This window comes from Methanosarcina sediminis, from assembly GCF_052056915.1.
Classification (GTDB): domain Archaea; phylum Halobacteriota; class Methanosarcinia; order Methanosarcinales; family Methanosarcinaceae; genus MTP4.
This window is the reverse complement of record NZ_CP195119.1, coordinates 3,942,571-3,966,277: the sequence shown is the minus strand read 5'-3', so window position 1 is coordinate 3,966,277 and position 23,707 is coordinate 3,942,571. Positions and strand designations below refer to the sequence as shown.

Below are 23,707 nucleotides of genomic sequence, written 5' to 3'. Positions count from 1 at the left end.
GATCAGGTTGATCATAACTCAAGGCTGAAGCGAAGACCCTTCCATATTGCCTGTGGGCTCCATAAAAGTATGATAAACGTTATCTACACGGGCGAACGTGGGCCCCTCCCATAGGTCTTTTATCAGGAGCTCAATGGCTGCACGATGCCCCTCGGCAATCACGAAAACCCTTCCATCCCTGAGGTTCATGGGATTGCACTTTACACCCAGGCGTTCTGCAGAGTTTCTTGCAAACCAGCGAAAACCCACATGTTGCACCCTTCCTGAAACATAGATTTCCGCACGCATAATATTTCCAGAGGTCACAAATGGCTATTTTGAATAAACATGATATATATCTATGGTTATTCCGATTTGTAAAATTAGGCAAAAACTGGTTTTCAGGATAAAGGAAAAAGATGCAAAATATAAGGAAAACAGGTTAAGTTTTTCCTCTGGTTAAGTTTTTCCAAACATCGTTCATATTTAGTTTTAAATGTTTGGGCACGGGATAAATCCCACATCTACATCCAAACATGTCCGAACGATCAGACCACCAGCCTGATTACCCGGCCGACTAACAAGGCAACTACTGCGATTGCTATCGAAGCAATTAGGGCAGCAGAAAAGCCTTTCACCCTGGACCTTTTACGTAACTGTCCGCGGACATTAAAATAGCCGCCGTAACAAACTCAGTACTACAAAAAAGATCACAGCAATGGCAGCGCCAAAACCGTAACCCCCAATTCCTAATTTGCCCACAACCCAGATTATCAATACAGCGAACAATATTCCTAGCAGTATTCCTGAGACTAATCTAACGAACTTACCATCGCGGCTCATGTCAGCCACAAAAATCCCCCCTCCTATATTATAATCTGGCATATATATTAAAAACACTTTTCTTTTAACGTGCCTTCGTCAGCTCGAACCAGACCAGGTTCCAGTTATCCAATCATATAAGTAGGCGATTTTTGCAACAGCTTGCTTAAAAACAGCCTAATTTATGTTTTTGGCTTACAGGGTCCCGGAGTGCTCTCAAAAAAGATATGACTTAAATTTGCGGGAAAGCCATATGACCGGAAAAAAGTTCATGCATGGAGACTAAAATTATAAATCAATTTAAATATATATTATACATATTTATGCACTTATAAGGGGGGAATAGGTCTGGAAAACTTCGAGGACTCGTCAGTCCGGGCCATAATGGGAAAAATGTTTGAGTGTTACTGCTTTTTCCCGGGCTAGAAGGCTAACCTGGATTATCCTCCTTTATTCCATATCAGGATCAGGGGACCCTCAAGGGAAGGGACCTGGAATGCAATAAACAAAGGGAGTGATTCTTAATGCGACGAATAATGGGCGGCCTCAGGGGCCGCGGAGCAGAAAGCACACAGCGCTACAAAATGCGCGAAAAACTCATTTCCATCGGGGATGACTACTGGATCGAAAACGAACACGGGGAGAAGGCGTTCTATGTTGACGGCAAAGCTATCCGCGTCCGTGACACCCTGATCATCAAGGATGTCCAGGGAAACGAGAAGTACAAACTCAAGGAGAAGCTGATCCGGGTCAGGGATACGATGAGCATCCAGGGCGCAGGAGGCGGAACAGTAGCCACGGTCAAAAAAGCCCTGATCACCCCCCTTCGCGACCGCTGGAAAGTGGATTTCGAGGACGGGTCCGAAATGAAGATCCAGGGAAACATCCTGGACCACGAGTACAAAATTGAGGAAGGGAGAAGAAAAGTTGCAGAAGTCTCAAAAAAGTGGTTCCGCATACGGGATACCTACGGGGTGGAGGTTTCTCCCGGGCAGGATGATGCCCTGATCCTGGCCATTACGGTTGCAGTCGACCAGATGGCTCACGGTTGAAGTGAGAGAGTTGAAAGAATAAGAGAAAAGAGGGGAGGAAAGAGGGGGAGATAGATAATGGAAAAGATAGGAGGAAAGAGGGGGAGATAGATAATGGAAAAGATAGGAGGAAAGAGGGGGAGATAGATAATGGAAAAGAGGGGAGGAGAGAGGGGAAAATAGATAATTGGAAAGATGACGGGAAAGAATGGGGGGCAGGATGGTTGAAACTGCCTCTTTTTCGAGTTTCCTTGAGACTATAGGTGTCCTTGCCACACTGATCTTCGTGCTTACCAGCATGCTTGGTATGGGTTTCTCCCTTACAGTACCGCAGATAGTTGCCCCGCTGCGCGACACGAAGCTTGTACTCCTTTCGCTGGCGGCCAATTTCATACTTGTCCCACTCCTGGCTCTCGGGATACTGCTGATATTCCCACTCTCCGAAGGGCTTTCAATTGGCCTTTTCCTTGTCGGCACTGCCGCTGGAGCCCCTTTCCTGCCGAAGCTCGCACAGGTGGCAAAGGGGGATACTGCATTTTCCGTCGGGCTGATGGTGCTCCTGATGGTGGTGACGATTATTTACGTGCCGATAGTCCTGCCAATGCTGCTCACGGGGGTCACCATAAATCCCTGGGACATAGCGAGATCCCTTATTCTGTTGATGCTCATTCCGCTTGCGATCGCCCTGTTCATTCGGGCCAGGTACGAGGAAGTGGCAAGCGGGCTCCTGCCTCTGATGAACCAGGCTACAAGCCTTTCCCTGCTTGTCCTTTTCGTGGCTTTCTTTGTGGTCTACCTCTCCGACCTCCTGGGAGTTATCGGGACCACCGCGGTTATTGCAGCGGTGTTATTCCTGCTTGTTTCGTTTATTATTGGCTACCTCCTCGGGGGGTCTGCCGGGCCTATCAGGAGCGTGCTCGGCCTCGGGACCGCACAGCGCAACCTTTCGGCAGCCCTGGCAATTGCCGCGCTTAATTTCACGGACCCTGACGTGATGGTCATGATTCTGGTGGTGTCACTGGCAGGCCTCATACTGCTGATGTTTATAGGAGGGGAACTTGGCAAACGCGCGGAAGTGGAGGCAGGAGAGTCTCCGGAGCAGGGAAAAACTTCCACGGCACCTGAAAGGTGATGGGAGAAGCAAGAAAGCAGCTGATAGCGTAAAATGCAGCATATAGCACAAAAAGCAGTCGATGACACAAAAAACACCCGATTGTACAAAAGGCAGCTGGTGACTCAAAAAAGGTGATGAAGTAAAAGCGACAGGCAGCTCCCGAATGCAGAAGGATTTCCATGACATCAGAAGCCACAAGTTTTGTCATTGCCTTTGCAGCGCTACTCTTTATCTACAGCCTTGTCTCCCAAAAAATATCGAAAACCGTTGTCACTGCCCCAATGATTTTTGTGGCGGCAGGAATACTACTCAGCCCGGAAGGGCTCGACCTGGTCGAACTTTCGGCAGGAAGCAGTTTCGTCCTCGCGGTAGCTGAGGTGGCACTGGTACTCACGCTGTTCGCCGATGCTTCAAGGATCGAACTGAGGTCCCTTGGCCAGAGGGGGGGACTGCAAAACCGCCTCCTTTTCCTGGGGCTACCCCTTGTAATTTTCTTCGGGGCTGCATCTGCTGCGGTCATTTTTACGGACCTGACCCTTGCCGAAGCTGCGATCCTTGGCGCTATCCTTGCCCCGACCGATGCCGGGCTCGGCCAGGCGATCGTAAGCAACCCGAAAGTGCCGGTCCGGGTCAGGCAGGCCCTGAACATAGAAAGCGGGCTAAATGACGGGGGAGCAATCCCGTTCTTCATCTTCTTCCTTGTGCTGGCCAGCGGAGAGGAACTTAACCAGCCGGTAGGCACCCTTCTCTCCCTGGCGCTTGAACAGATAGGGTTTGGAGCAGTTGTGGGAATCGCCCTGGGCCTGCTCGGAGGATGGCTTTCCGGAAGGGCTTCCAGGGCAGGATGGACCTCAGAGCTTTATCACAGGATAGAGTTTCTGGCCCTGGCTATCATCTCCTGGCTTGTGGCTGATGGGATAGGAGGAAGCGGATTCGTGGCGGCTTTTTTAGCGGGTATGGCCAGCGGAGCCATGGGCAGAAGGGTTGAAGAGGAGGAAATCATCTTTACGGAAGCCGAAGGGAGCATCCTTAGCCTTGCGGTTTTCTTTATATTCGGGGTAGTAGCCGCAACGAGGCTTCCGGCAGTCGGCTTTTACGAGGTCGTTTATGCAGTGCTGAGCCTGACAGCCATCCGCATGGTCCCTGTAGCAATCTCCCTGATAGGTGCAAAACTGCAGCAGCAGACTGTCCTCTTCCTTGGCTGGTTCGGCCCGAGGGGCCTGGCATCGGTTGTCCTGCTGCTCATTGCCATAGAAGAGGCAGAAGGGCTTCCGGGGCTTGAAACGATAAGCCTGGTCGTGATCACCACTGTCCTTTTAAGTGTCTTTGCCCACGGGATTTCCGCAAACCCTGCAGGCGAATGGTATTCAAAAATAGTAGCTGCACTGCCGGAGGACGCCCCGGAACTGGGAGAAATGAAGGAACTGCCCGTACGTCCGGGGCTTAATGCTCCCGAAGAGAGCATGACAGGGAAGTGATCTACAAAAATTTGAAAAACGAGAGTAGACAGTAAAAAAATTGGGCAAGGAAGATTGGGGGATATAAATATGAATTCATATACCATTTCAACGCCAGCCAAAATTCTGATTTACAGCACTGCTGCAGTTCTCCTTACACTCGGTATGAAGGAGATTTCAAATATACTTATACCGGTTTTTTTTGCTATTTTTGCCTTTCTAATCTTTTTCCCACTGGTTCACTGGCTCATTAAGAAAGGAGTTTCGGGAAAAATTAGCGTTCTTCTGGTAATCCTTTTTTTCATTATTGTTTCTGTTGGAACCGCGATTCTGTTCGTAAGCTCTTTAGTCCAGCTCAGTTACCAGATTCCGGACTATGAAATTCAGTTTCAGAGTTTTCTGGACAGTATTTCAGCATATTTGCCCAGATTTGGAGTTTCGGTGGAATCCCTCCTGCGCAGTCTTGCAACATTTGCTTTCAATGTGTCAGGGGATATTATTGCAGGAGCCTTAAGTGCCGGATCAACAATTGTGCTCATTTTTATCACGACAACATTTTTACTTCTGGATTCTGCAAGTGCACCAAAAAGGGTGCAAAAAGAAGTTGAAGATGAAAAGGCCCGCCTTTCGCATTTTAAGCAGCTAAACAGGAACGTCGTAAATTACATGGTCCTGAGGACTGAGGTCAACCTGCTCGGGGGAATCGGAACTGCCATACTGCTCCTTATCGGAAGGATAGATTTTGCTATTCTCTGGGGACTCCTTACATTCCTGTTTGGCTATATCCCTTACCTGGGCTTTTATCTTGCTGCTATTCCACCCATGTTACTTGCCCTGTTCAAGTACGGAGCCATAGGGGCGGTGGCTGTCCTTGCCGGGATCTCCATTATCAATGCCCTCGTAGAAGAGGTCCTTTTCCCGTCTATTGCAGGAAAAGGCCTGAAATTGTCTCCGACAATCGTATTCCTTTCCCTGTTTTACTGGTCCTTCATACTGGGAGCCGCAGGTGCGCTGATTGCCGTACCTCTTACGATGGTTGTAAAGATAATTCTTGAAAGTTCCAGGGAGACACACTTGATGGCCAAACTCATGGAATCAAGCGGGGATAGAAGCAAGGGAGAAGAAAAAGCTGAGGAAAACAAAGGCGAAAATGAATCCTGAAATCCCGAAACCCTGCACCGTATTCATTGCTGCTGTTCCGGACCCGTGACCCGGAAACCGGCGACATGCAGATCCTGTTTTTATAGAGGTCCTGGTTTCCACTGTATACATCCCCCTAAAAACCTTCTCTTTGTTAAAAAGAAAGCATGACTTTCAAAGCAAGATCCAGGGCAATATCCTGAACCACGAGTACAAAAAAGCAGCCAATGAAGTAAAAAACAGCCGATTGCACAAAAGGGATTTGGTAACCCGAAAAAAGAGGGAATATGCCAAAATTATATATGTTAATTTATATATATTCTGGGATTTATACATATATAAGATCAATTCAGTAACCTGATACCTTAATTAAAAAAGAGGGGATGGGGGCTTTACCCTCTTTCTTAGTTAAACTGCAGCTGAAAAGCCGGGATCTAAACTTACTGATATTTAATTTTCTTGACTGAAATGCATTGGAAATCCATGGAAATTAGGGAGCAAGAAAGGGAAGTGATCTATAAAAATTTGAAAAACGAGAGTCGGCAGTAAAAGAAAAATTTGGGGTAGGAAAGATTGGGGGATGTAAATATGAATGCAAATACCATTTCAACACCAGCCAAAGTTCTAATTTACAGCACTGCTGCAGTTCTCCTTACAATTGGTATGCAGGAAATCTCAAATATACTTATACCGGTTTTTTTTGCTATTTTTGCCTTTCTAATCTTTTCCCCACTGGTTCACTGGCTCATTAAGAAAGGGGTTTCGGGAAAAGTTAGCGTCCTTCTGGTAATCCTTTTTTTCATTATTGTTTCTGTTGGAACCGCGATTCTGTTTGTAAGCTCTTTAGTCCAGCTCAGTGAGGAGATTCCGGACTATGAAATCCAGTTTGAGAGCACTCTGGACAGAATTTCAGCATACTTGCCTATAGTTGGAGTTTCCGTGGAATCACTCCTGCGCAATCTTGCAACATTTGCTTTCAGCGTGTCAGGGGATATTATTACAGGAGCCTTAAGTGCCGGATCAACAATTGTGCTCATTTTTGTTACGACAACGTTTTTACTTCTGGATTCTGCAAGTGCGCCGAAAAAGGTTCAAAAAGAAGTTGAAGGTGAACCGGTCCAGCTTTCGAAATTTACCCAGTTAAGCAGAAACGTCGTAAATTACATGGTTCTGAGGACTGAGACCAACCTGCTCGGGGGAATCGGAACTGCCATACTGCTCCTTATCGGAGGTATAGATTTTGCTATTCTCTGGGGACTTCTGACATTCCTGTTCGGTTATATCCCTTACCTGGGCTTTTATCTTGCCGCTGTTCCACCTATGCTCCTTGGCCTGTTCAAGTACGGAGCCGTAGGGGCGGTGGCTGTCCTTGCCGGGATAACCCTTATCAATGCGCTCGTAGAAAATGTCCTTTTCCCGTCTATTGCAGGAAAAGGCCTGAAATTATCTCCGACAATCGTATTCCTTTCCCTGTTTTACTGGTCCTTCATACTGGGAGTCGCAGGTTCGCTGATTGCCGTACCTCTTACAATGGTTGTAAAGCTAGTTCTGGAAAGTTCCGAGGAGACACGCTTAATAGCCAAACTCATGGAATCGAGTGGGGATAGAGCTCAGGAAGAAGAAAAGGCTGAGGAAAAAGAAGGCGAAAATGAATCCTGAGGTCCCGAAACCCTGCACAGTATTCATTGCTGCTGTTCCGGACTCGTGATCCGGAAACCGGCGACTGCCGGATTCTATATTTTTTATAGAGGTTCTGGTTTCCACTTTATAACTCCCCTCTAAAAACCTCCTTTTTGTTCAAGAGAAAGCATGACTTTCAAAGCAAAAACGATATGCTGCGAAGGCAAACATAAGAGAAGAAATATATAATATAATATCTTTTTTATAAAAGGGAATTATCTAAATAGCCAGTCCGGGCTACATGCTCAGACCTCTAAAGGGGTAGGGAATAATTGGGAAAGGGAGGCACGGATACTCCGGAATTCCATAACATTATGGCACTTTGCTTCGACGGATAGGAAAAAGCCGAAACTGAAGAGGCTTCGGTGCAGTGACCCGGCCGCTTTCCGGGACATAAACAGCCCTTGAAGGAATGGATACCACATTCACTCCGGAAAGGAATACGACCTGAAGGAAACTTTCGGAGCTTACCTGCTCTTTTTTACGGGGGTAAAAAGCAGCAGTTCCACAACCTGAACTTTTGGAAACAACACACGCATTTCCGGAAATCGAAATCCTGTAACAGCAGCCGGGAAAATGCCACTACACGGCCAGCTTATCCATTCTACCGGGCATGAAAAAGAACCCTGACGGCTAGTTGACCCTTTAGACCCGGAAAGGTTCGCCCCGACAGGGGTAGGGAGAGTAAGAGCCGCAGATAAAAAAGCAATGCAGATGCCCTCGAAAAATACCTGATAACTAACTCGTAAAGAGAGAAATCGAAACAAGAAATAGAAAGGGGAATTGAGAAAATGGTACAGAAACCGGAATTAACCGGACGGGAGATTCTCCCGATTCCTGACATTCCTGCAAAAGGGAAAATGGCACTTGACGCGCGAGATGCTGAATTTCCGCCAATAGAACAACTTCGCCCGCCAAAGGGCGCCCCCAACGTTGTCATTGTCCTGATCGACGACATGGGCTTCGGGGCTCCAAGTTTGACCGGCGGTCCCTGCAACATGCCTGCAATGGAAAAGGTCGCAGGAGACGGCCTGCTCTACAACCGCTTCCACACAACAGCGCTCTGTTCACCCACGCGGGCAGCACTGTTGACCGGGCGCAACCACCACTCTGCAGGGATAGGGTCGGTTTGTGAAGTTGCCACAGGCATACCGGGAAACGACAGTGTACGCCCCAACAGTGTCGCCACCATTGCCGAGATGCTGCGGCTTAACGGCTACTGCACCGCCTGTGTGGGCAAAGCGCACCAGACTCCTACATGGGAGGTCAGCATGTCGGGTCCCTTCGACCGCTGGCCCACGGGAGAAGGCTTCGAGAAGTTCTACGGCTTTGTGGGCGGGGAGACGAACCAGTGGTCACCTACCCTGTATATGAACAACATCCCTATCGAGCCCTGGGGCACGGCGGAGGAAGGCTACCACTTTTCGGAAGACATAGTAGACAAGGCAATCTCATGGATGCGCGGCCAGCAGGTCATGACCCCGGACAAGCCATTCTTCCTCTACGTCGCATTCGGAGCCACCCATGCACCGCATCACGTTCCACAGGAATGGATGGACAAATACAGGGGAAGGTTCGACAAAGGCTGGGACGCCGTACGGGAAGAGACCCTGGCAAACATGAAGGAAAAGGGAATCGTGCCTGATGATACCGAACTGACCGGCAGGCCCGAGGGAGTCGAAGCCTGGGATGACCTGAACGAGACCCAGAAGAAGGTCTACGCCCGCCTGATGGAGGCTTATGCCGGGTTTGCCGAACATACCGATGCCCAGGTTATGCGCCTGATAGATACCCTCGAAGACATGGGCGTCTACGATAATACCCTCTTCATCTACATCGCCGGGGACAACGGCGCAAGCGCCGAAGGCGGTCTGGACGGGACATTCAACGAACTGATGGCTTTGAACGGCATTCCACAGGTGCTGGAAGACGTGCTTCCCAGGCTGGACGAAATCGGAGGGCCAAAAGCCTTCAACCATTACCCTGTCGGCTGGGCACACGCCATGAACTGCCCTTACCAGTACACCAAACAGGTCGCATCACACTTTGGCGGCACCCGCAACGCCATGGCTATCAGCTGGCCGAAGGGTATCAGGGGCAGGGGTGAGATCCGCCAGCAGTTCCACCATGTGATCGACATCGTGCCCACCATCCTGGAAGCAGCCGGGCTGCCCGAACCCTACATGGTCAACGGAATCGCCCAGAAGCCCCTGGAGGGTGTCAGCATGGCCTACACTTTCGAGGACCCGGATGCCGAGAGCCGGCACCTGACCCAGTACTTCGAGATCTTCGGCAACCGTGGCATCTATCACGAGGGCTGGACGGCAGTTACCCATCACAGCACACCCTGGCTCACCCGGGAGTGGCCTTCTTTTGATGCAGACTACTGGGAACTCTACGACACCAGCAAAGACTGGAGCCAGGCCCATGACCTTTCCAGGGAGATGCCAGAAAAGCTTCGTGAGCTGCAGTATCTGTTCATGATCGAGGCTTCAAAGTACAACGTCTTCCCCCTCGACGACCGGCGCTACGAGCGTTTTAACCCAGCCGTTGCCGGCCGCCCGGACCTTCCCGGAGACCGCACGACGATGACCTTCTACCCTGGCATGACGCACCTGATGGAAAACACGGTGCTGAACGTCAAGAACCGCTCGCACACCGTCACCGCCGAGGTGGAAGTCGCCGAAGGCAAGACGGACGGCGTGATCGTGGCACAGGGCGGGCGCTTTGCAGGCTGGGCCTTCTACGTCAAGGACGGAGCACCCAGGTATGTCCACAACTTCTTCGACTTTGAGTACTCCTACGTGGAAGCGTCCGAGAAGCTGCCTGCAGGCACGGTCAACATCCGCTATCACTTCGACTTCGACGGCGACAGGCCCGGAGGCGGCGGTACGGGGACGATCTACGTCAACGACAGGAAAGTAGGTGAGGGGCGAATCGAAAAGACGGTTCCCTTTGTGTTCTCCGCCGATGAGACCATGGACATAGGCAGCGACCTGGCCCTGCCGGTCACCGATGACTATCCCGAAGGCGCAGCGAACAGGTTCCAGGGCAAGATCAACTGGGTGCGGATCGACCTGGAGGAGGACAACGTCAGCCATCTCGAGCCGGAGGAGACAAAATACCAGCGGATAATGGCGCGGCAGTAAGATGTGAATCAAGACCGGTAGTCCTTCCAGGACCGCCAGTCCGCAAGAAAGGAAGGAAATCATGTCAACAAACAAACCTAACGTTGTGCTGATGCTGAGTGACAACATCGGCTATGGGGATATCGGCGCCTTCCAGGGAGGTGAGATCCGCGGATGTCCCACCCCGAACATCGATTCAATCGCCAGCGAAGGTCTGACAATGACCCAGTTCCTGGTGGAAGCAGCCTGTACGCCTTCCCGTGCCGCCTTAATGACCGGGCGCTATTCGCCACGCTGCGGGCTGGGCAGCGTCATCATCGGCGGCACCCCCAACACCCTGTCAGCCGATGAGGTGACGATGGCAAGTCTCTTCAAAAGCCAGGGCTATGCGACTGCCATGGCAGGCAAGTGGCACCTTGGAGAGGAGGAGCACAGCTGGCCGACCAGCCACGGCTTTGACGAGTATCGGGTGGGCGTTCTCGAGACGAGCGATAGCACCCTGTACCGGCAACAGATGGAACGTTTGGGCTGGCCCGAAGCCGAGATCATAAAACACGTGCCCTCTATCTGGGAGGGTAACGCGCAAAACGGGTTGAAGAGGGTGGGTGAGTACACCGTCGAGGTGAAACGCCATGTAGAGGACGATATCGCCGCGTACGCGGTTGACTACATACACAGCCACGCCAGGGAGGAAGCACCCTTCTTCCTCTATCTCGGCTGGACGCAGACCCACTACCCCAACGTAACCTCTCCCGAGTTCAGCGGCAAATCGCGCATCGGCGCGTATGGTGACGGGTTGCTGCAACACGACCATGCCGTTGGAGAGGTGCTCACCGCCATCAAGAAAGCCGGTATAGAGGAGGACACCATCGTCATCTACATCTCCGACAACTCTGCCACGCCTGTGGCGGGCCCGCCCCATTACCGCGGCGGCTCGAACGGCATGTACTCCGGCGAGCTTGGTGATGGGCGGGAGGGATCGATCCGTGTGCCGGGTATTATCAAATGGCCGGGCAAGATCCCGGTGCGTAAAAGCAACGGGATGGTTTCGATCCACGACTTTTTCACAACCCTGGCCAGAATCATCGGCGCGCAGGTACCGCAGGACCGGCCCATCGACAGTGTCGACCAGAGCGATTTTTTCTTCGGCAAGCAGCAGGACTCCAACCGCGAGGGCTTGCTCACCTTCCTGGGTGAAGAGATCATAGCTGTGCGCTGGCGGCAGTACCGCTTCTATCCGAAGTCATTCGTTCCTTCCGCCGGAAATCCATCTATGCCCGGTATCTGTGGCAACCGGCTCGAGACCAACGGCTTCCCCAATGTCTACAATATCGAGCGGGATCCGCGTGAAGAAGAGGACCTTAGTTCGTTCAGCGCGTGGACCATCCCGGCGTACATGCAAATTGTTAATGAATACCTGAAGTCACTGGAGAAGTACCCGAACCCGCCAGGGATCAAATTGACGGATTTCAATTATCCGCAAGCAGATAAAATCAAGAAATACACGGGTTCAATGTAAAAGGAAAAGCCACTGGCTGAAATGCTGAAAGGAGGCAAAATGCCGGCGGATAACGGCAAGGCAATAAAATCTAAAAAGTGAAGCAGGACCGGTGCCCATCAAAGGAAGTGCTGGAGCAGAAAGCAAAGGGCAAAGAGCAAAACCCTCCTGACACAGCTTCTCATGATGGACCACCGGCACATAAGAAAGTGAAACTGCTGATGCAAAGTATGGACCAGCATGGACCAGTATTGATTGGCATGGATAGCATGGATTAGCATGGATCAGCATGGATCGATTTGCAAAAAGCAGGAATGGTGAAATCCTCTAAGGTTTTGATCCCGACACTTTTTACATACTATATATCTTAACAAATTTGGGGAGGGGGACAAAATGAAGAGATTTGCAGTGGTATCACTGGCTGTTCTCATGCTTCTTACTGCATTTGCACCAGCCGCAAATGCACAGGATGTAATTGAGGTCCGCAGTTCAGTGTTCAACGGCACTGATATCGACGACATTATTGATACATACGGCAACGGTACCATCCTTCCAATCGATGGTTCCCGATTTCCGATATTCTACTATGACATTGACGACAACGTGTCAACAGAGATCGTTCTCATTGTCGATGTTCCGGGAACTGAAAACAACATCATTGGAGAAGGTGGCCTTATTTACATAACCACGATTCAGCCGATAGGATACGAATACGAAAACCCGGCTGCTGGCTGGGACAACTACAGCATTATCGGTTTCGGCGCACAGATAGCCGTTCCACTCAAACCTGACAGGGCTGACAAATTTTCCAGGCTCGTCCTTGACAGTGATGATAAGTACACCCTCAGAACCGGGGAAACTCTTGAGCTCGGTCAGGGATACTCGCTTGAGGCAAAGCAAGTCGATGTTAACGGGGATAAAGTCTGGCTCCAGTTCAACAGGGACGGAGAATATGTAGACGATGAAATTATCTCAGTCGCAGGGGGCAACACTACCGGCAGCACCTGGGACGTCGAACTCGATGATATCGAGGACGAAGACGATGTCGTTGTCCTCAGGGTACACGTAAACCAGGTCTTCCAGGGCGCAGTCGACAGCATTGCCCAGATCGAAGGGCTCTGGCTCATTGACTACGCAAACGCAAGGACTATCGAGTCTGATGACGAATTCGGCGAACTGGATGATGTTGCCATCCTGGGACCCGCCCTCAGGCTAACCAACGAGGATACCATCACCCTTACCAGGGACGGTACAGACAAAATTCTTGAAAACGTGTCCTTCAGGACAGCTGACACCGGCTCCGACATGCTCAGGTTCTATCTCATGAAGGAAATCAAAGAGCCAGGCATCCATGTAGTAGCGGGAGCAGCCTCCTTTGGTCCGGGTAACTTCACCTGGGATGCATCCAGCTTTGCAGGCTTCTTCTACGACCTCGACGACAATATCGAAACAGAATCCCTCAGTGTCTCCGACATTGACGGAAACGTGATTCCGGAAGGCAAGCTCGTTTACGAAACCCACATTGAGAAAGTTGATTACGAATACTTCAACGCGGATGAAGGCTGGGACCAGTACCCTGTTATAGGATTCTTTGCAGAAGAATACGTCCCTCTCAAGGAAAACAGGGCCGAAAAACTCTCAAAGCTTGTCCTTGACAGCGATGAAAAGTACACCCTCAGGACCGGCGAAATCCTCGAACTTGGGGAAAACTATTCCCTCGAAGCCAAACAGGTTGATGTTGACGGGGAGAAAGTCTGGCTCGAATTCACCCGGGACGGCGAATTCGTAGATGATGAAATCATTTCAGTTGCAGGGAACAACACTACCGGCAGCACCTGGGACGTCGAACTCGATGATATCGAGGACGAAGACGATGTTGTTGTCCTCAAAGTCCACGTCAACCAGGTCTTCCAGGGTGCGGTAGACAGCATTGCCCAGATCGAAGGGCTCTGGCTCATCGATTACGCAAACACAAGGACCATCGAGTCTGATGACGAATTCGGGAAGCTCGACGATGTTTCAATCCAGGGCGACACCCTTACCATCAGCAATGAAAACACCTTCACCCTCTCCCTGGACTCCGAAGAAAGAATCGCTGAAGGCATGTTCTTCAAAATCGGGGACACCCCTGTAGAGGAACTCAGGTACTTCCCATTCGTTGTGAGGATTATCGGGGAAATAAACGAAACCACAGGACTTCCAGAAGGGATTGAAACCGGAATCGGAGAGAATGAAACCCGACCTGAAGAGAACGTAACCGAAACTCCAGGCGAGAACGAAACCGAAGAAACGGTTGAGGAAGAAACTGAAAGAGAAACTGAGGAAGAAACTGAGGAAGAAACTGCAGGCAACGACACCACCGGTGGAGAAACTGAAGAAGAAGGGGAAGGAACTCCCGGATTCGAAATTGTCCCTGCTCTTACCGGACTCCTTGCAGTCGGCTACCTCTTTAGGAGGAAGAACTAAATTCTTTGAGTGAAGGGTTCTCCTTACCCCTTCTCTCTTTCAAATTATTTTTATTCTACCTGCTCTTCTTTTATTCTTATTTCCAGCATTTTTTGATCTTACGTGCATTTTTATATGTGCTCGATTTTATATAAACGGGATTTTATATGTAGCATTGCTAATTCTGCTGAAACTGTTTTTCGGATACCGGGTTCTGGATGAGGGGAAAGGGAGATAGCCACCGGAAATATGAAAAGATCCCGTGGTTTATCCAGATAGCCATTGCCCCTCTGATAAGGGACAGGGAAACTGAGAAAATAAACGGAGAACGGGGCAGCAGAAGAGAAAGGAAAGAAAATAAAGGAAAGAGAAGAAGAAAAATAATTCCATTGGGGGGAATGAATTAATGGTTGAAGTAATGTATGGACCGATGCAGCTTTTAGTAATCGTATTCGATAATCCGGACTTCCACGGGCAGATCCGCCGTGAACTCGAATCAGTAATGGAAAAAGGGCTTATCCGGCTAATTGACCTGGTATTCCTGTGGAAAGACGCGGAGGGAAATGTTGCTGCTATGGAAGCCACACAGCTGGACGAAGAGGAAAGGATGCGTTTCGGTGCCGTCGTGGGTGGAATCATGGGGTTCGGAGCCGGCGGCGAAGCAGGAGCAATTGAAGGCATGGAAGCAGGAGCCCTGGCAGCTGCCCGGGAAAACTACGGGATCACCGATGAAGACATAATGGACATAACCGAAGCCATCCCGGAAAATAGCGCTGCAGGACTTCTTATCATCGAGCACCTCTGGGCAAAGAAACTCAAGCAGGCGATCGCCGATGCCGGAGGGGTACTGGTCACCCAGGGTATGATCACGCCCGAGCTGCTCGCCCTGGTAGGAGCAGAACTGGCAGAAGCAGTTGAAGCCGCTGAAAAGAAGGAACAGGAACCTGCGGCAGCAACGGCGTGAAGAAATTCACCGGAACTGAAATCCCATATTAATTAAGGCCCTATCCCGGACGCCCGGACGACGCCCGGTAATGCGAAACCATGGATTGAAGCGGGGCAGATTAGCATGCCTCCGGTCCATACCCTGGCAGCCGGATCTCCGGGGCAGGCCACATAAAAGTCGGAAGAGCTGAATGTACAGGAAGAGACAACGCTTTAATCTTCCAGTATTTACAGGGCAGCAAGCACACAATTGTACAGGGCTCATCGGAGGGTACGGAGCTCATCATGTTCTTAATCCGGGATACTTCGGGACCCGAAAAATGGGTGCATAGGAGTTAGACCTGTACAGGGCAGGCAAAGAAAAAGGAACAATGGCAGCTAAGGATAAAAGGAACAACCTGGATCTGCCCACCCGGGACCGGCACGGGAGGGATATGAGTGGCAGACATTGAAGACGTGCTGCCTTTCAGCGGAATCTTTTTGAAACTGGTTGTTATTCTCGGGCTCACTTTCGCTGCCATAATAGTAAGCCGATATATTTTGAAGCGCTGGTTCTGGCCGATTGTCAAAAAAACAGAGACGAAAGCCGACGACAGGATTCTCCACCTTTTCGAAAGTCTCCTGCTGTTTTTTATCATCCTGCAGGGTATGCAGGCTGTAATAGAGCTGTTCAGGGAATCCATCAGGCCCTATATCGAATTCATGGATGACATATTCTTCCTGCTATACTGGAGTATCGGGGTCTATGTCGTTTTTCGTTTTATCAGCATCATTGCGAACTGGTACCTGTCCAGGGTGCCCCTGCGCGACAGGGAAGAAATCGACCAGCGAGTGGTCCGGGCCGTAAAATACATGCTCATGCTTATATTCGCCGTCCTGGCATTAAGTGTGCTCCTTCAACATTTCAATGTAAGCAAGGCCGCACTTACTGCATCACTTACAGCTATCGGTATAGGCGGGATCATAGTGGGCCTGGCAGCCCAGTCGGCTCTCACCGATATCATCACAGGTATGGTGATTATTATCGACCGGCCTTTCAGGATAGGGGACAGGATCCGTATCGAGAAGCTTGATACCTGGGGGGATGTGATAGAAATCGGCTGGAGGTCAACCCGAATTCTTACCAGGGACCACCGTCTTATAGCAATCCCGAATTCGATCATCGGCACGGACCTCATTACGAATTATTCCATACCCGATAAGATGTACCGGGTAGATACCGAGGTCGTCGTATCCTACGGCCCGGACATCGAGTACGTACGAAACCTTATCATAGAGGCCCTGAAGCGCGAGGACTGGATAATGCATGATAAACCGATAGAGGCACTCCTGGTCGAGTTCACGGATTCGGGAGTGAAGTTCAAAGCCAGGTGCTGGATAGAAAACTATGTGGAAACCCGGGTATCAGAGGACAAGCTCAATACGGCAATCTACAAAGCCCTGATAAATGCAAACATCGCAATGCCGTCTTCCGACATCATCATCCATTATGCAGAACGGCAGGGCGGATGAAAAGTTTCCGGAAAGATCCGTGATTTTGTCTTCCTGCATTATTCGGTTGATGTTTTTAAGTAAAATGAAAACTAAAGATAGTCCTGCATCATTCAGTTGATGTTATTAAGTCGAATAAAAACAATGGCCGACTCTAAGTTCCGGACCAGGACCCCATACAACCGGAAAAAGTCCTGAAATATGTCCCCATACAACCATAAATAGCTGTATCGCGTCGTTATTGTCCACGGGCGACGAAGGAGCCCGGCCTTTACAAAATAAAAGTTAAAACAGATTAAAAAGAAGAAAAGACAAAACCGGGAATTTTAAAGACAACTAAAAGAACATTAATTTTTATTTCTTTTTTACTTTTTTTAGCACCACTATTTTTTGAGAGAGCCGCCAGGCAAGCTGGCGGAGGCTCTTGAATCTCTTCGCGGGAAAAACGGTTTACCGGGTCATGTGCGCTCGGCCAAATTAAAGGTTTCCCGGACTAACCAGTTCCCAGACTAACGAAAACAATATCAACCGAAGAATTGGGGAACACCTAAGAATAAGGACACCTTAAATTTTCCGGAGAAATCCCAATCAGCAGACCCGGTAAAATAAATAAACATGCATAAAGAAATATACATAAAAATCGAATTATATAAAAGTTAATTATTGAACCGCAAGCCAGGGGGAAAGTCTTGCAGGTTCCGTGAATTGGGGGTACAATATTAAAATAGACAGAGGGGAGAGCTGGCACCTTATTTTCCGGCGTTATCATTCTTACAAATGAAAATTACACTTAACAACGTCGCTTAGTTCCGGATGCAGGGTTCAGGAGAGCCCTGTGGGGGTAGATGGAAAATATCACACAGCCGACGTCCCGGTCATAAATTTACTATTCCTCAAATCCCGGTGCAAAAGGGCTCATTGACCTCAGCAAGATTTTCTCTCGGTGGTAAACTGCTACAAAACGGCGAAGATGACAGTTTCACTTCAATTGGCAAAATTGCATAATAAAAAGCAGCGATAAAAATATTTATGCAGAGAAAAATCCAGACTGAAAAGGAGGTTTGAATATAGCAACACTAACAGTTCTAAAATTTGACACCCCTGGCGGTGCACAACATACACTCGAAGTGATCGAAGACTTAAGCAAGAGACAGCTGATTACCCTGCAGGACGCAGCAGTTGTCTCCTGGCCAATGGGCAAAAAGAAACCGAAAACACAGCAGTTAACCAGCATGGCCGGGGTAGGCGCACTGAGCGGGGCATTCTGGGGCATGCTCTTCGGCCTGATTTTCCTGGTCCCGATCTTCGGGATGGTTGTAGGAGCAGCTTTTGGAGCGCTTGCAGGCTCTTTTGCCGACGTGGGTATCAGTGATGATTTCATCAAGTCGGTCCGCAGCAAAGTGACCGAAGGCACCTCAGCCCTTTTCCTGCTGACAAGCGACGCCGTGCAGGATAAGGTCCAGGATGCCCTGAAAAGCATCGATTTTGAACTCATCGCTTCCAACCTGTCCAAAGAAGAAGAGGACAAGCTGCGCGAGATGTTTGTCGAAGAAGAGGAAGAAGCAGAAGTGGCTCCGACAGCCTGAATCCTGACCTGAAGACCACTTCACCGGGAATGCCTGCATCCCCGGAAATCGGGTATAAGGCATGAACAACGATTCCTGAATGAAATGAATAAGAGGGGAGAGGAGAGGAGCGAAAAATCGGTTCCTTTCCTCTTTTTTTATTTTTTCCGTATTTATTTTCAGGCTTTTTACGGAAAATCCAACGATAGGAGGATAAATGCCATTAGAAGAATACAGGTCCGGAACCACCTTTCCCGGAGTTATCGGGCGCACTGCGGACCAGTCAGAACCTGCCTGGCCGGAACCCCGCCGGGCTAAAGAAGGGACCCCAAATGTGTTATTTATCGTGCTGGACGATACCGGCTTCGGACAACTCGGCTGCTACGGCTCGCCTATAAATACACCTAACATGGACAGCCTGGCGGAGGGGGGCCTTGTTTACAATAATATGCACACTACGGCGCTGTGTTCTCCCACCCGCACCTGTATCCTGACAGGGCGAAACCACCATTCGAACAACATGGCCTGCATCACCGAGGGCTCAACCGGCTATCCCGGCTACAACGGCTACATACCTTTTGAGAACGGGTTTTTGTCGGAGATGCTCCTGGAGCACGGCTACAATACCTATGCCGTGGGCAAATGGCACCTGACACCCGCAGACCAGATATCGGCAGCCGGACCCTATGACCGCTGGCCTCTGGGCCGGGGTTTCGAGCGCTTCTACGGGTTTTTAGGAGGCGAAACGAACCAGTATTACCCTGAACTGGTCTACGACAACCACCCTGCAATCCCTCCCGGGACTCCGGAAGAGGGCTATACCCTGAATGAGGACCTGACGGATAAGGCTATCCAGTTCATTGCCGACGCCAAACAGGTCGCACCCAACAAGCCCTTTTTCATGTACTTCTGCACCGGAGCTATGCATGCCCCTCACCACGTCCCCAAAGAATGGGCGGATAAATACAAAGGCAAGTTCGACGATGGCTGGGAGGCTTACCGTGAGAAAACATTCGCCCGGCAGAAGGAACTTGGGATCGTCCCGAAAGATGCCGAAATATCCCGCCACGACCCGGATGTCAGTCCCTGGGATGAATGCTCGCCTGAGGAGAAAAAGCTCTACGCCCGCATGATGGAAGTCTTTGCCGGCTTCCTTGAACATACCGATTACCACATCGGCAGGCTGCTGCAGTTCCTGAAAGACATTGGCGAGTTTGATAATACTTTAATCATGGTGATTTCCGACAACGGCGCAAGTTCCGAGGGCGGCCCCACGGGCTCGGTCAATGAGAACCTATTCTTCAACAATGTACCAGAATCGCTGGAGGAAAACCTCGCAGCCCTGGATAAGCTGGGCAGCCCGGAAACTTACAACCACTATGCCTGGGGCTGGACCTGGGCAGGAGACACACCTTTCCGCCGCTGGAAGCGCGAAACCTACCGCGGCGGCATCAGCGACCCCTTCATCGTCCACTGGCCCAGGGGAGTGATGAGCAGGGGTGAGGTCCGCACCCAGTACGCCCACGCTATCGACATGGTGCCCACAGTCCTGAACTGCCTGGGAATTGAGCCTCCGGAGCTTATCAAAGGGGTTACCCAGGCGCCCATCGAAGGCTTCAGTTTTGCAGATAGCTTCGATAATGCCGGTGCGCCTTCAAAGCACCACACCCAGTACTTTGAGATGATGGGGCACCGCTCCATTTACCATGAAGGCTGGCGTGCCGTCTGCCCGTGGCCAGGCCCTTCTTTCGCCGAAGCAGGAATGTCCTTCGGTGAACCGATCCCGGCAGGGAAGCTGACCGAACTGGATGCAAAAGGCTGGGAGCTTTACCATGTGGAAAAGGACTGGACTGAAAACGAAAACGTGGCTGAAGAGAACCGTGCGAAATTGATCGAGATGATTGCCACCTGGTATGTGGAGGCAGGAAAATACAACGTGCTGCCTATCGACGGCCGCGGAGTGCTGCGCCTTGCCGATGAAAGACCGCAGATTGCCGTCGACCGGACACGCTACACTTACTATCCCGGGACCCAGGGGGTACCCTCGAATGCAGCAGTCAGGGTCCTCAACCGCCCGCACAGCATCACTGCCGATGTCGAGATCCCTCCGGGAGGTGCCGAAGGAGTCCTGTTTGCCCACGGAGGCATTGAAGGAGGATATTCTTTCTACGTCAAAGGTGGAAAGCTGCACTGGGTTCACAACTACGTAGCCAGGACTCTCTATCATGTCGACTCCGTGGAAAACGTTCCAGAGGGTCGGCATAAGCTCCGCTTCGAGTTCGAAGTGACCGGCGAGCCGGACGTGGCAAAGGGCAAGGGGGCACCAGGCAGAGCCCAGCTATATATAGACAGGAAATTGGTCGGCCAGGTTGAGGTTCCCGTGACGAACCCACTCGCACTGGGGCTAACAACCGGGATCACCTGCGGCTCAGCTCCCGGAGCTCCGGTTACGCCCGACTATAAGCCTCCCTTTGAGTTCACAGGCAAGATCTACAGCGTGACCGTGGATGTGACCGGCAAGCTGATCGAGGACAAGGAAGCCGAGATCCGCATGGTCATGGCGAGGCAGTGAAGATAGGACGAAAGACCGGATCGGATGGGGGACTGGCAGGTAATCCGGTGAGCAGGCAGCCCGGGAACTGCCAGTCCTATCCAGGGGGAAACATTACGGACAAACAACTTCGAAGTGACTTTGCCCGGAGCGCACCTTACTGGCTGCGCCGCGCAGGCGTGGTTAGCTGGCTCTTCCTGGGCATCGTGCTCGCCGCAAGCACTGTCCTCAGCTTCATTGCAACCGTGAGCAGTATCACCGTCCCGCTGCTCGTTGCGGTGGTGATAGGAATTGTCTTTCGGCCGCTGGTGGACATGCTTGAGCGGCGGCGGGTTCCCCGCAGTGCCGGCACAGCGTTGACAATGCTGTTCATATTTCTGGGTGCCTTCGCCCTTTTCTTTATCCTTGTCAGGGGTTTCATTGACCAGGGGGCCGAGATCGTCCGCCAGCTCGAAGCCGGCTGGACAAGCCTGGAAGCCTGGCTGCTGCAGTTCCAGATCGAGGAAGAGACCCTTGAATCCATCAGAGACGCAGTTGCAAATGGCCTGCCTGCGCTGGGCCAGGGTATTATCGGAATCCTCAGCAGCACGTTTTCGAGTGCTGCAGCGCTCCTGATAGGAGTATATTTCAGTGTATTCATCCTCTTTTTCATCCTCAGGGACGGGCCTGAAATAGAGGCCTGGCTGGCCCGGCAGTTCAAGTTAAAACCAGGGACTGGTACGGCTATCGTTGCCGACATCAGCCGTTCAATAAGGCTTTATTTCCGGGGAACCGCACTCACTGCGACGATTACGGCGATCGTGGTGGCCATCCCTCTGATTGTCCTCAAGGTGCCCCTGGTGGGCTCGATTCTCATCCTCTACTTTTTTACTTCATTCATCCCTTACATAGGCGCCTTCATTGGCGGCGCTTTTGCCGTGATTATCGCTTTTGGTTCCGGGGGAGCAGAAACGGCGCTGATTGTCGCAGTGGCGGTGACCATATCCAACGGGGCGCTGCAGAATGCCATAAATACCTGGGCTCTGGGGACAACTCTCAAAGTGCACCCGCTGCTCGTGTTCCTGGTAACGATCGCATCCGGCGTTGTCGGCGGATTCCTGGCTATGATACTGGCAGTGCCGCTTACCGCAGTCGTGATACAGACGGTGCGCCGCTTGCGCGAAGAAGGGGTTTTCGCGGAAGACTAAAAAGCCGGGTACACAGGACAGAAGGAGAATTTCAAATGACAGAAAATACAGGCAGACCTTACGAAATCCGAAGCATGAGCCAAAGTATGGGCCGAAGCATGATCGGAAACATGGCCCGAATCATAAGACCCAAATTCGAGCCGGGAAATCCCAGCACAGGGAGGAACTGTTAAATGGCACAAAACTTCCTGCCTCCCCGCGTCCATGTGCTTGCCAAGCCCACCGGGGCAGTCTGCAACCTTGCCTGTTCCTACTGCTTCTACCTGCCTAAAGAACTGCTCTATCCCGGCAGCAGCTTCCGCATGTCAGACGAGGTGCTGGAAAACTACATCAGACAGCTCATCGAAGCCCACAGCAGCCCGCAGGTGACCGTTGCCTGGCAGGGAGGGGAGCCCACCCTGATGGGAATCGACTTTTACAGGCGTGCAATCGAGCTGCAGGAAAAGTACAGGAAGCCTGGCATGACGTTTGAAAATACGATGCAGACCAACGGCACGTTGCTGGACGACGAGTGGTGCCGCTTCTTCAAGGAAAACAACTTTCTCATAGGGATCAGCATCGACGGCCCGCGCGAACTGCACGATGCCTGCCGGGTGGACAGGGGAGGTAAAGGGTCCTTCGACCGGGTCATGCGGGGGCTTCGCCTGCTGCAAAAACATGGGGTTGAATACAACGTCCTTGCCACAGTCAACCGCAGGAACGCCGATTATCCGCTGGAAGTCTACCGCTTCCTCCGGGACGAGGCAAAGACAGACTGGGTCCAGTTCATCCCCATTGTGGAGCGAATCAACGAGGACGGAGGCACCCTCTACCAGCAGGGAAACACGGTCTCGGACCTTTCGGTACGGCCGGAACAGTTTGGAAATTTCCTGATCCGTATTTTTGACGAATGGGCGAGAAACGACGTGGGCAATGTCTTTGTGCAGACCTTTGAAGCCATAGCCCGCCGCTGGCTGGGCATGCCCTCGGGGATGTGCGTCTTTGAAGAGACCTGCGGCCTGGGGCTTGCCCTGGAGCACAACGGCGACCTTTACTCCTGCGACCACTTTGTGGAACCTGCCTGCAGGCTGGGAAACATCCTGGAAAAAGAAATAGCAGAACTTGCCTTTTCGGAAAAGCAGCAAAAGTTCGGGCAGAAAAAGCGAGATTCCCTGCCGCGGGCATGCCGGGAATGCGACTTTCTCTTTGCCTGCCGCGGGGAATGCCCCAAAAACCGCTTCCTTACAACCCCGGACGGCGAACCGGGTTTGAACTACCTCTGCGAAGGCTGGAAAAACTTCTTCCGGCACATCGACCACCCCCTGAAGATCCTTGCCTGGCTGATGCAGCGGGGCTACCCGGCACCGGAACTGATGAAGGTCCTGGCTATGGAAGATGCTTTTGCCAGAGCCGGACAAAACGACCCATGCCCCTGCGGCAGCGGGCTCAAGTTCAAAAACTGTCACGGACGCCAGAAAAAAGGATCTGAAAAGAAGGGACAGAAGCAGATAAAGCACAGGATTCAGCCACAGTCAGGATCTTCTGCACGTTCCTGAAAAGAATGAGAGAGAAAGAGAAGGGATAGCAGGTTAGCAGGAATGTGAAATAAACAAAAAACAGGCTAATCAAAATCAACTCAACAAATCAACTCAACAAAATCAACTCAACAAAATCAAACAAACCAGCAAGAAATCA

General features: G+C 51.1%; 16 protein-coding genes. 15 read left to right on the top strand and 1 reads right to left on the bottom strand.

Translation table 11 applies throughout. The features are described from left to right. Positions 1-18: 18 nt before the first annotated feature. Entirely contained in the window at positions 19-306 is a 288-nt protein-coding gene (locus ACSAZK_RS17405) for an acylphosphatase (RefSeq protein WP_440955279.1), read from the bottom strand. A 1,019-nt stretch (positions 307-1,325) separates the two neighbouring features. Here ACSAZK_RS17405 and ACSAZK_RS17400 point away from each other — a divergent pair. From ACSAZK_RS17400 to ACSAZK_RS17330, 15 genes are all read left to right on the top strand, one after another. Further along, positions 1,326-1,853, top strand: a complete 528-nt coding sequence (locus ACSAZK_RS17400; RefSeq protein ID WP_440955278.1) for an LURP-one-related/scramblase family protein — start codon at positions 1,326-1,328, stop codon at positions 1,851-1,853. A gap of 199 nt (positions 1,854-2,052) precedes the next feature. Further along, on the top strand, positions 2,053-2,964 hold the full coding sequence (locus tag ACSAZK_RS17395; RefSeq protein WP_440955277.1) for a bile acid:sodium symporter family protein: 912 nt from the start codon (positions 2,053-2,055) through the stop codon (positions 2,962-2,964). A 161-nt stretch (positions 2,965-3,125) separates the two neighbouring features. Then, entirely contained in the window at positions 3,126-4,424 is a 1,299-nt protein-coding gene (locus ACSAZK_RS17390) for a cation:proton antiporter (RefSeq protein WP_440955276.1), read from the top strand. Positions 4,425-4,493: 69 nt separating this feature from the next. After that, a complete protein-coding gene (locus ACSAZK_RS17385) occupies positions 4,494-5,564 on the top strand; it encodes an AI-2E family transporter (RefSeq protein ID WP_440955275.1) in 1,071 nt (356 codons plus the stop codon). Between the two features lie 567 nt (positions 5,565-6,131). Continuing rightward, entirely contained in the window at positions 6,132-7,202 is a 1,071-nt protein-coding gene (locus ACSAZK_RS17380; protein ID WP_440955274.1) for an AI-2E family transporter, read from the top strand. Positions 7,203-8,014: 812 nt separating this feature from the next. Further along, a complete protein-coding gene (locus tag ACSAZK_RS17375; RefSeq protein WP_440955273.1) occupies positions 8,015-10,372 on the top strand; it encodes an arylsulfatase in 2,358 nt (785 codons plus the stop codon). 61 nt (positions 10,373-10,433) lie between these two features. Beyond that, positions 10,434-11,870: a sulfatase-like hydrolase/transferase gene (locus ACSAZK_RS17370; RefSeq protein ID WP_440955272.1), complete on the top strand. Its 1,437-nt coding sequence runs from the start codon at positions 10,434-10,436 to the stop codon at positions 11,868-11,870. Between the two features lie 372 nt (positions 11,871-12,242). After that, entirely contained in the window at positions 12,243-14,315 is a 2,073-nt protein-coding gene (locus ACSAZK_RS17365) for an S-layer protein domain-containing protein (RefSeq protein WP_440955271.1), read from the top strand. A gap of 385 nt (positions 14,316-14,700) precedes the next feature. After that, the gene (locus tag ACSAZK_RS17360) at positions 14,701-15,258 is read left to right on the top strand and encodes a DUF1269 domain-containing protein (RefSeq protein WP_440955270.1); all 558 of its coding nucleotides are present in this window, start codon (positions 14,701-14,703) and stop codon (positions 15,256-15,258) included. Between the two features lie 419 nt (positions 15,259-15,677). Next, complete coding sequence (locus ACSAZK_RS17355) at positions 15,678-16,751, top strand: mechanosensitive ion channel family protein (RefSeq protein ID WP_440955269.1); 1,074 nt, start codon at positions 15,678-15,680, stop codon at positions 16,749-16,751. A gap of 1,040 nt (positions 16,752-17,791) precedes the next feature. Beyond that, the gene (locus ACSAZK_RS17350; RefSeq protein WP_440955268.1) at positions 17,792-18,316 is read left to right on the top strand and encodes a DUF1269 domain-containing protein; all 525 of its coding nucleotides are present in this window, start codon (positions 17,792-17,794) and stop codon (positions 18,314-18,316) included. A gap of 196 nt (positions 18,317-18,512) precedes the next feature. Then, a complete protein-coding gene (locus ACSAZK_RS17345) occupies positions 18,513-20,867 on the top strand; it encodes an arylsulfatase (protein ID WP_440955267.1) in 2,355 nt (784 codons plus the stop codon). Continuing rightward, positions 20,864-22,033, top strand: coding sequence for an AI-2E family transporter (locus tag ACSAZK_RS17340; RefSeq protein WP_440955266.1), 1,170 nt, complete (start codon positions 20,864-20,866; stop codon positions 22,031-22,033). Before ACSAZK_RS17345 ends, ACSAZK_RS17340 begins: the two co-directional genes overlap by 4 nt. Before the next feature lie 35 nt (positions 22,034-22,068). Beyond that, on the top strand, positions 22,069-22,206 hold the full coding sequence (locus ACSAZK_RS17335) for a hypothetical protein (protein WP_440955265.1): 138 nt from the start codon (positions 22,069-22,071) through the stop codon (positions 22,204-22,206). Beyond that, entirely contained in the window at positions 22,207-23,568 is a 1,362-nt protein-coding gene (locus ACSAZK_RS17330; protein WP_440955264.1) for an anaerobic sulfatase maturase, read from the top strand. Positions 23,569-23,707: the final 139 nt, after the last annotated feature.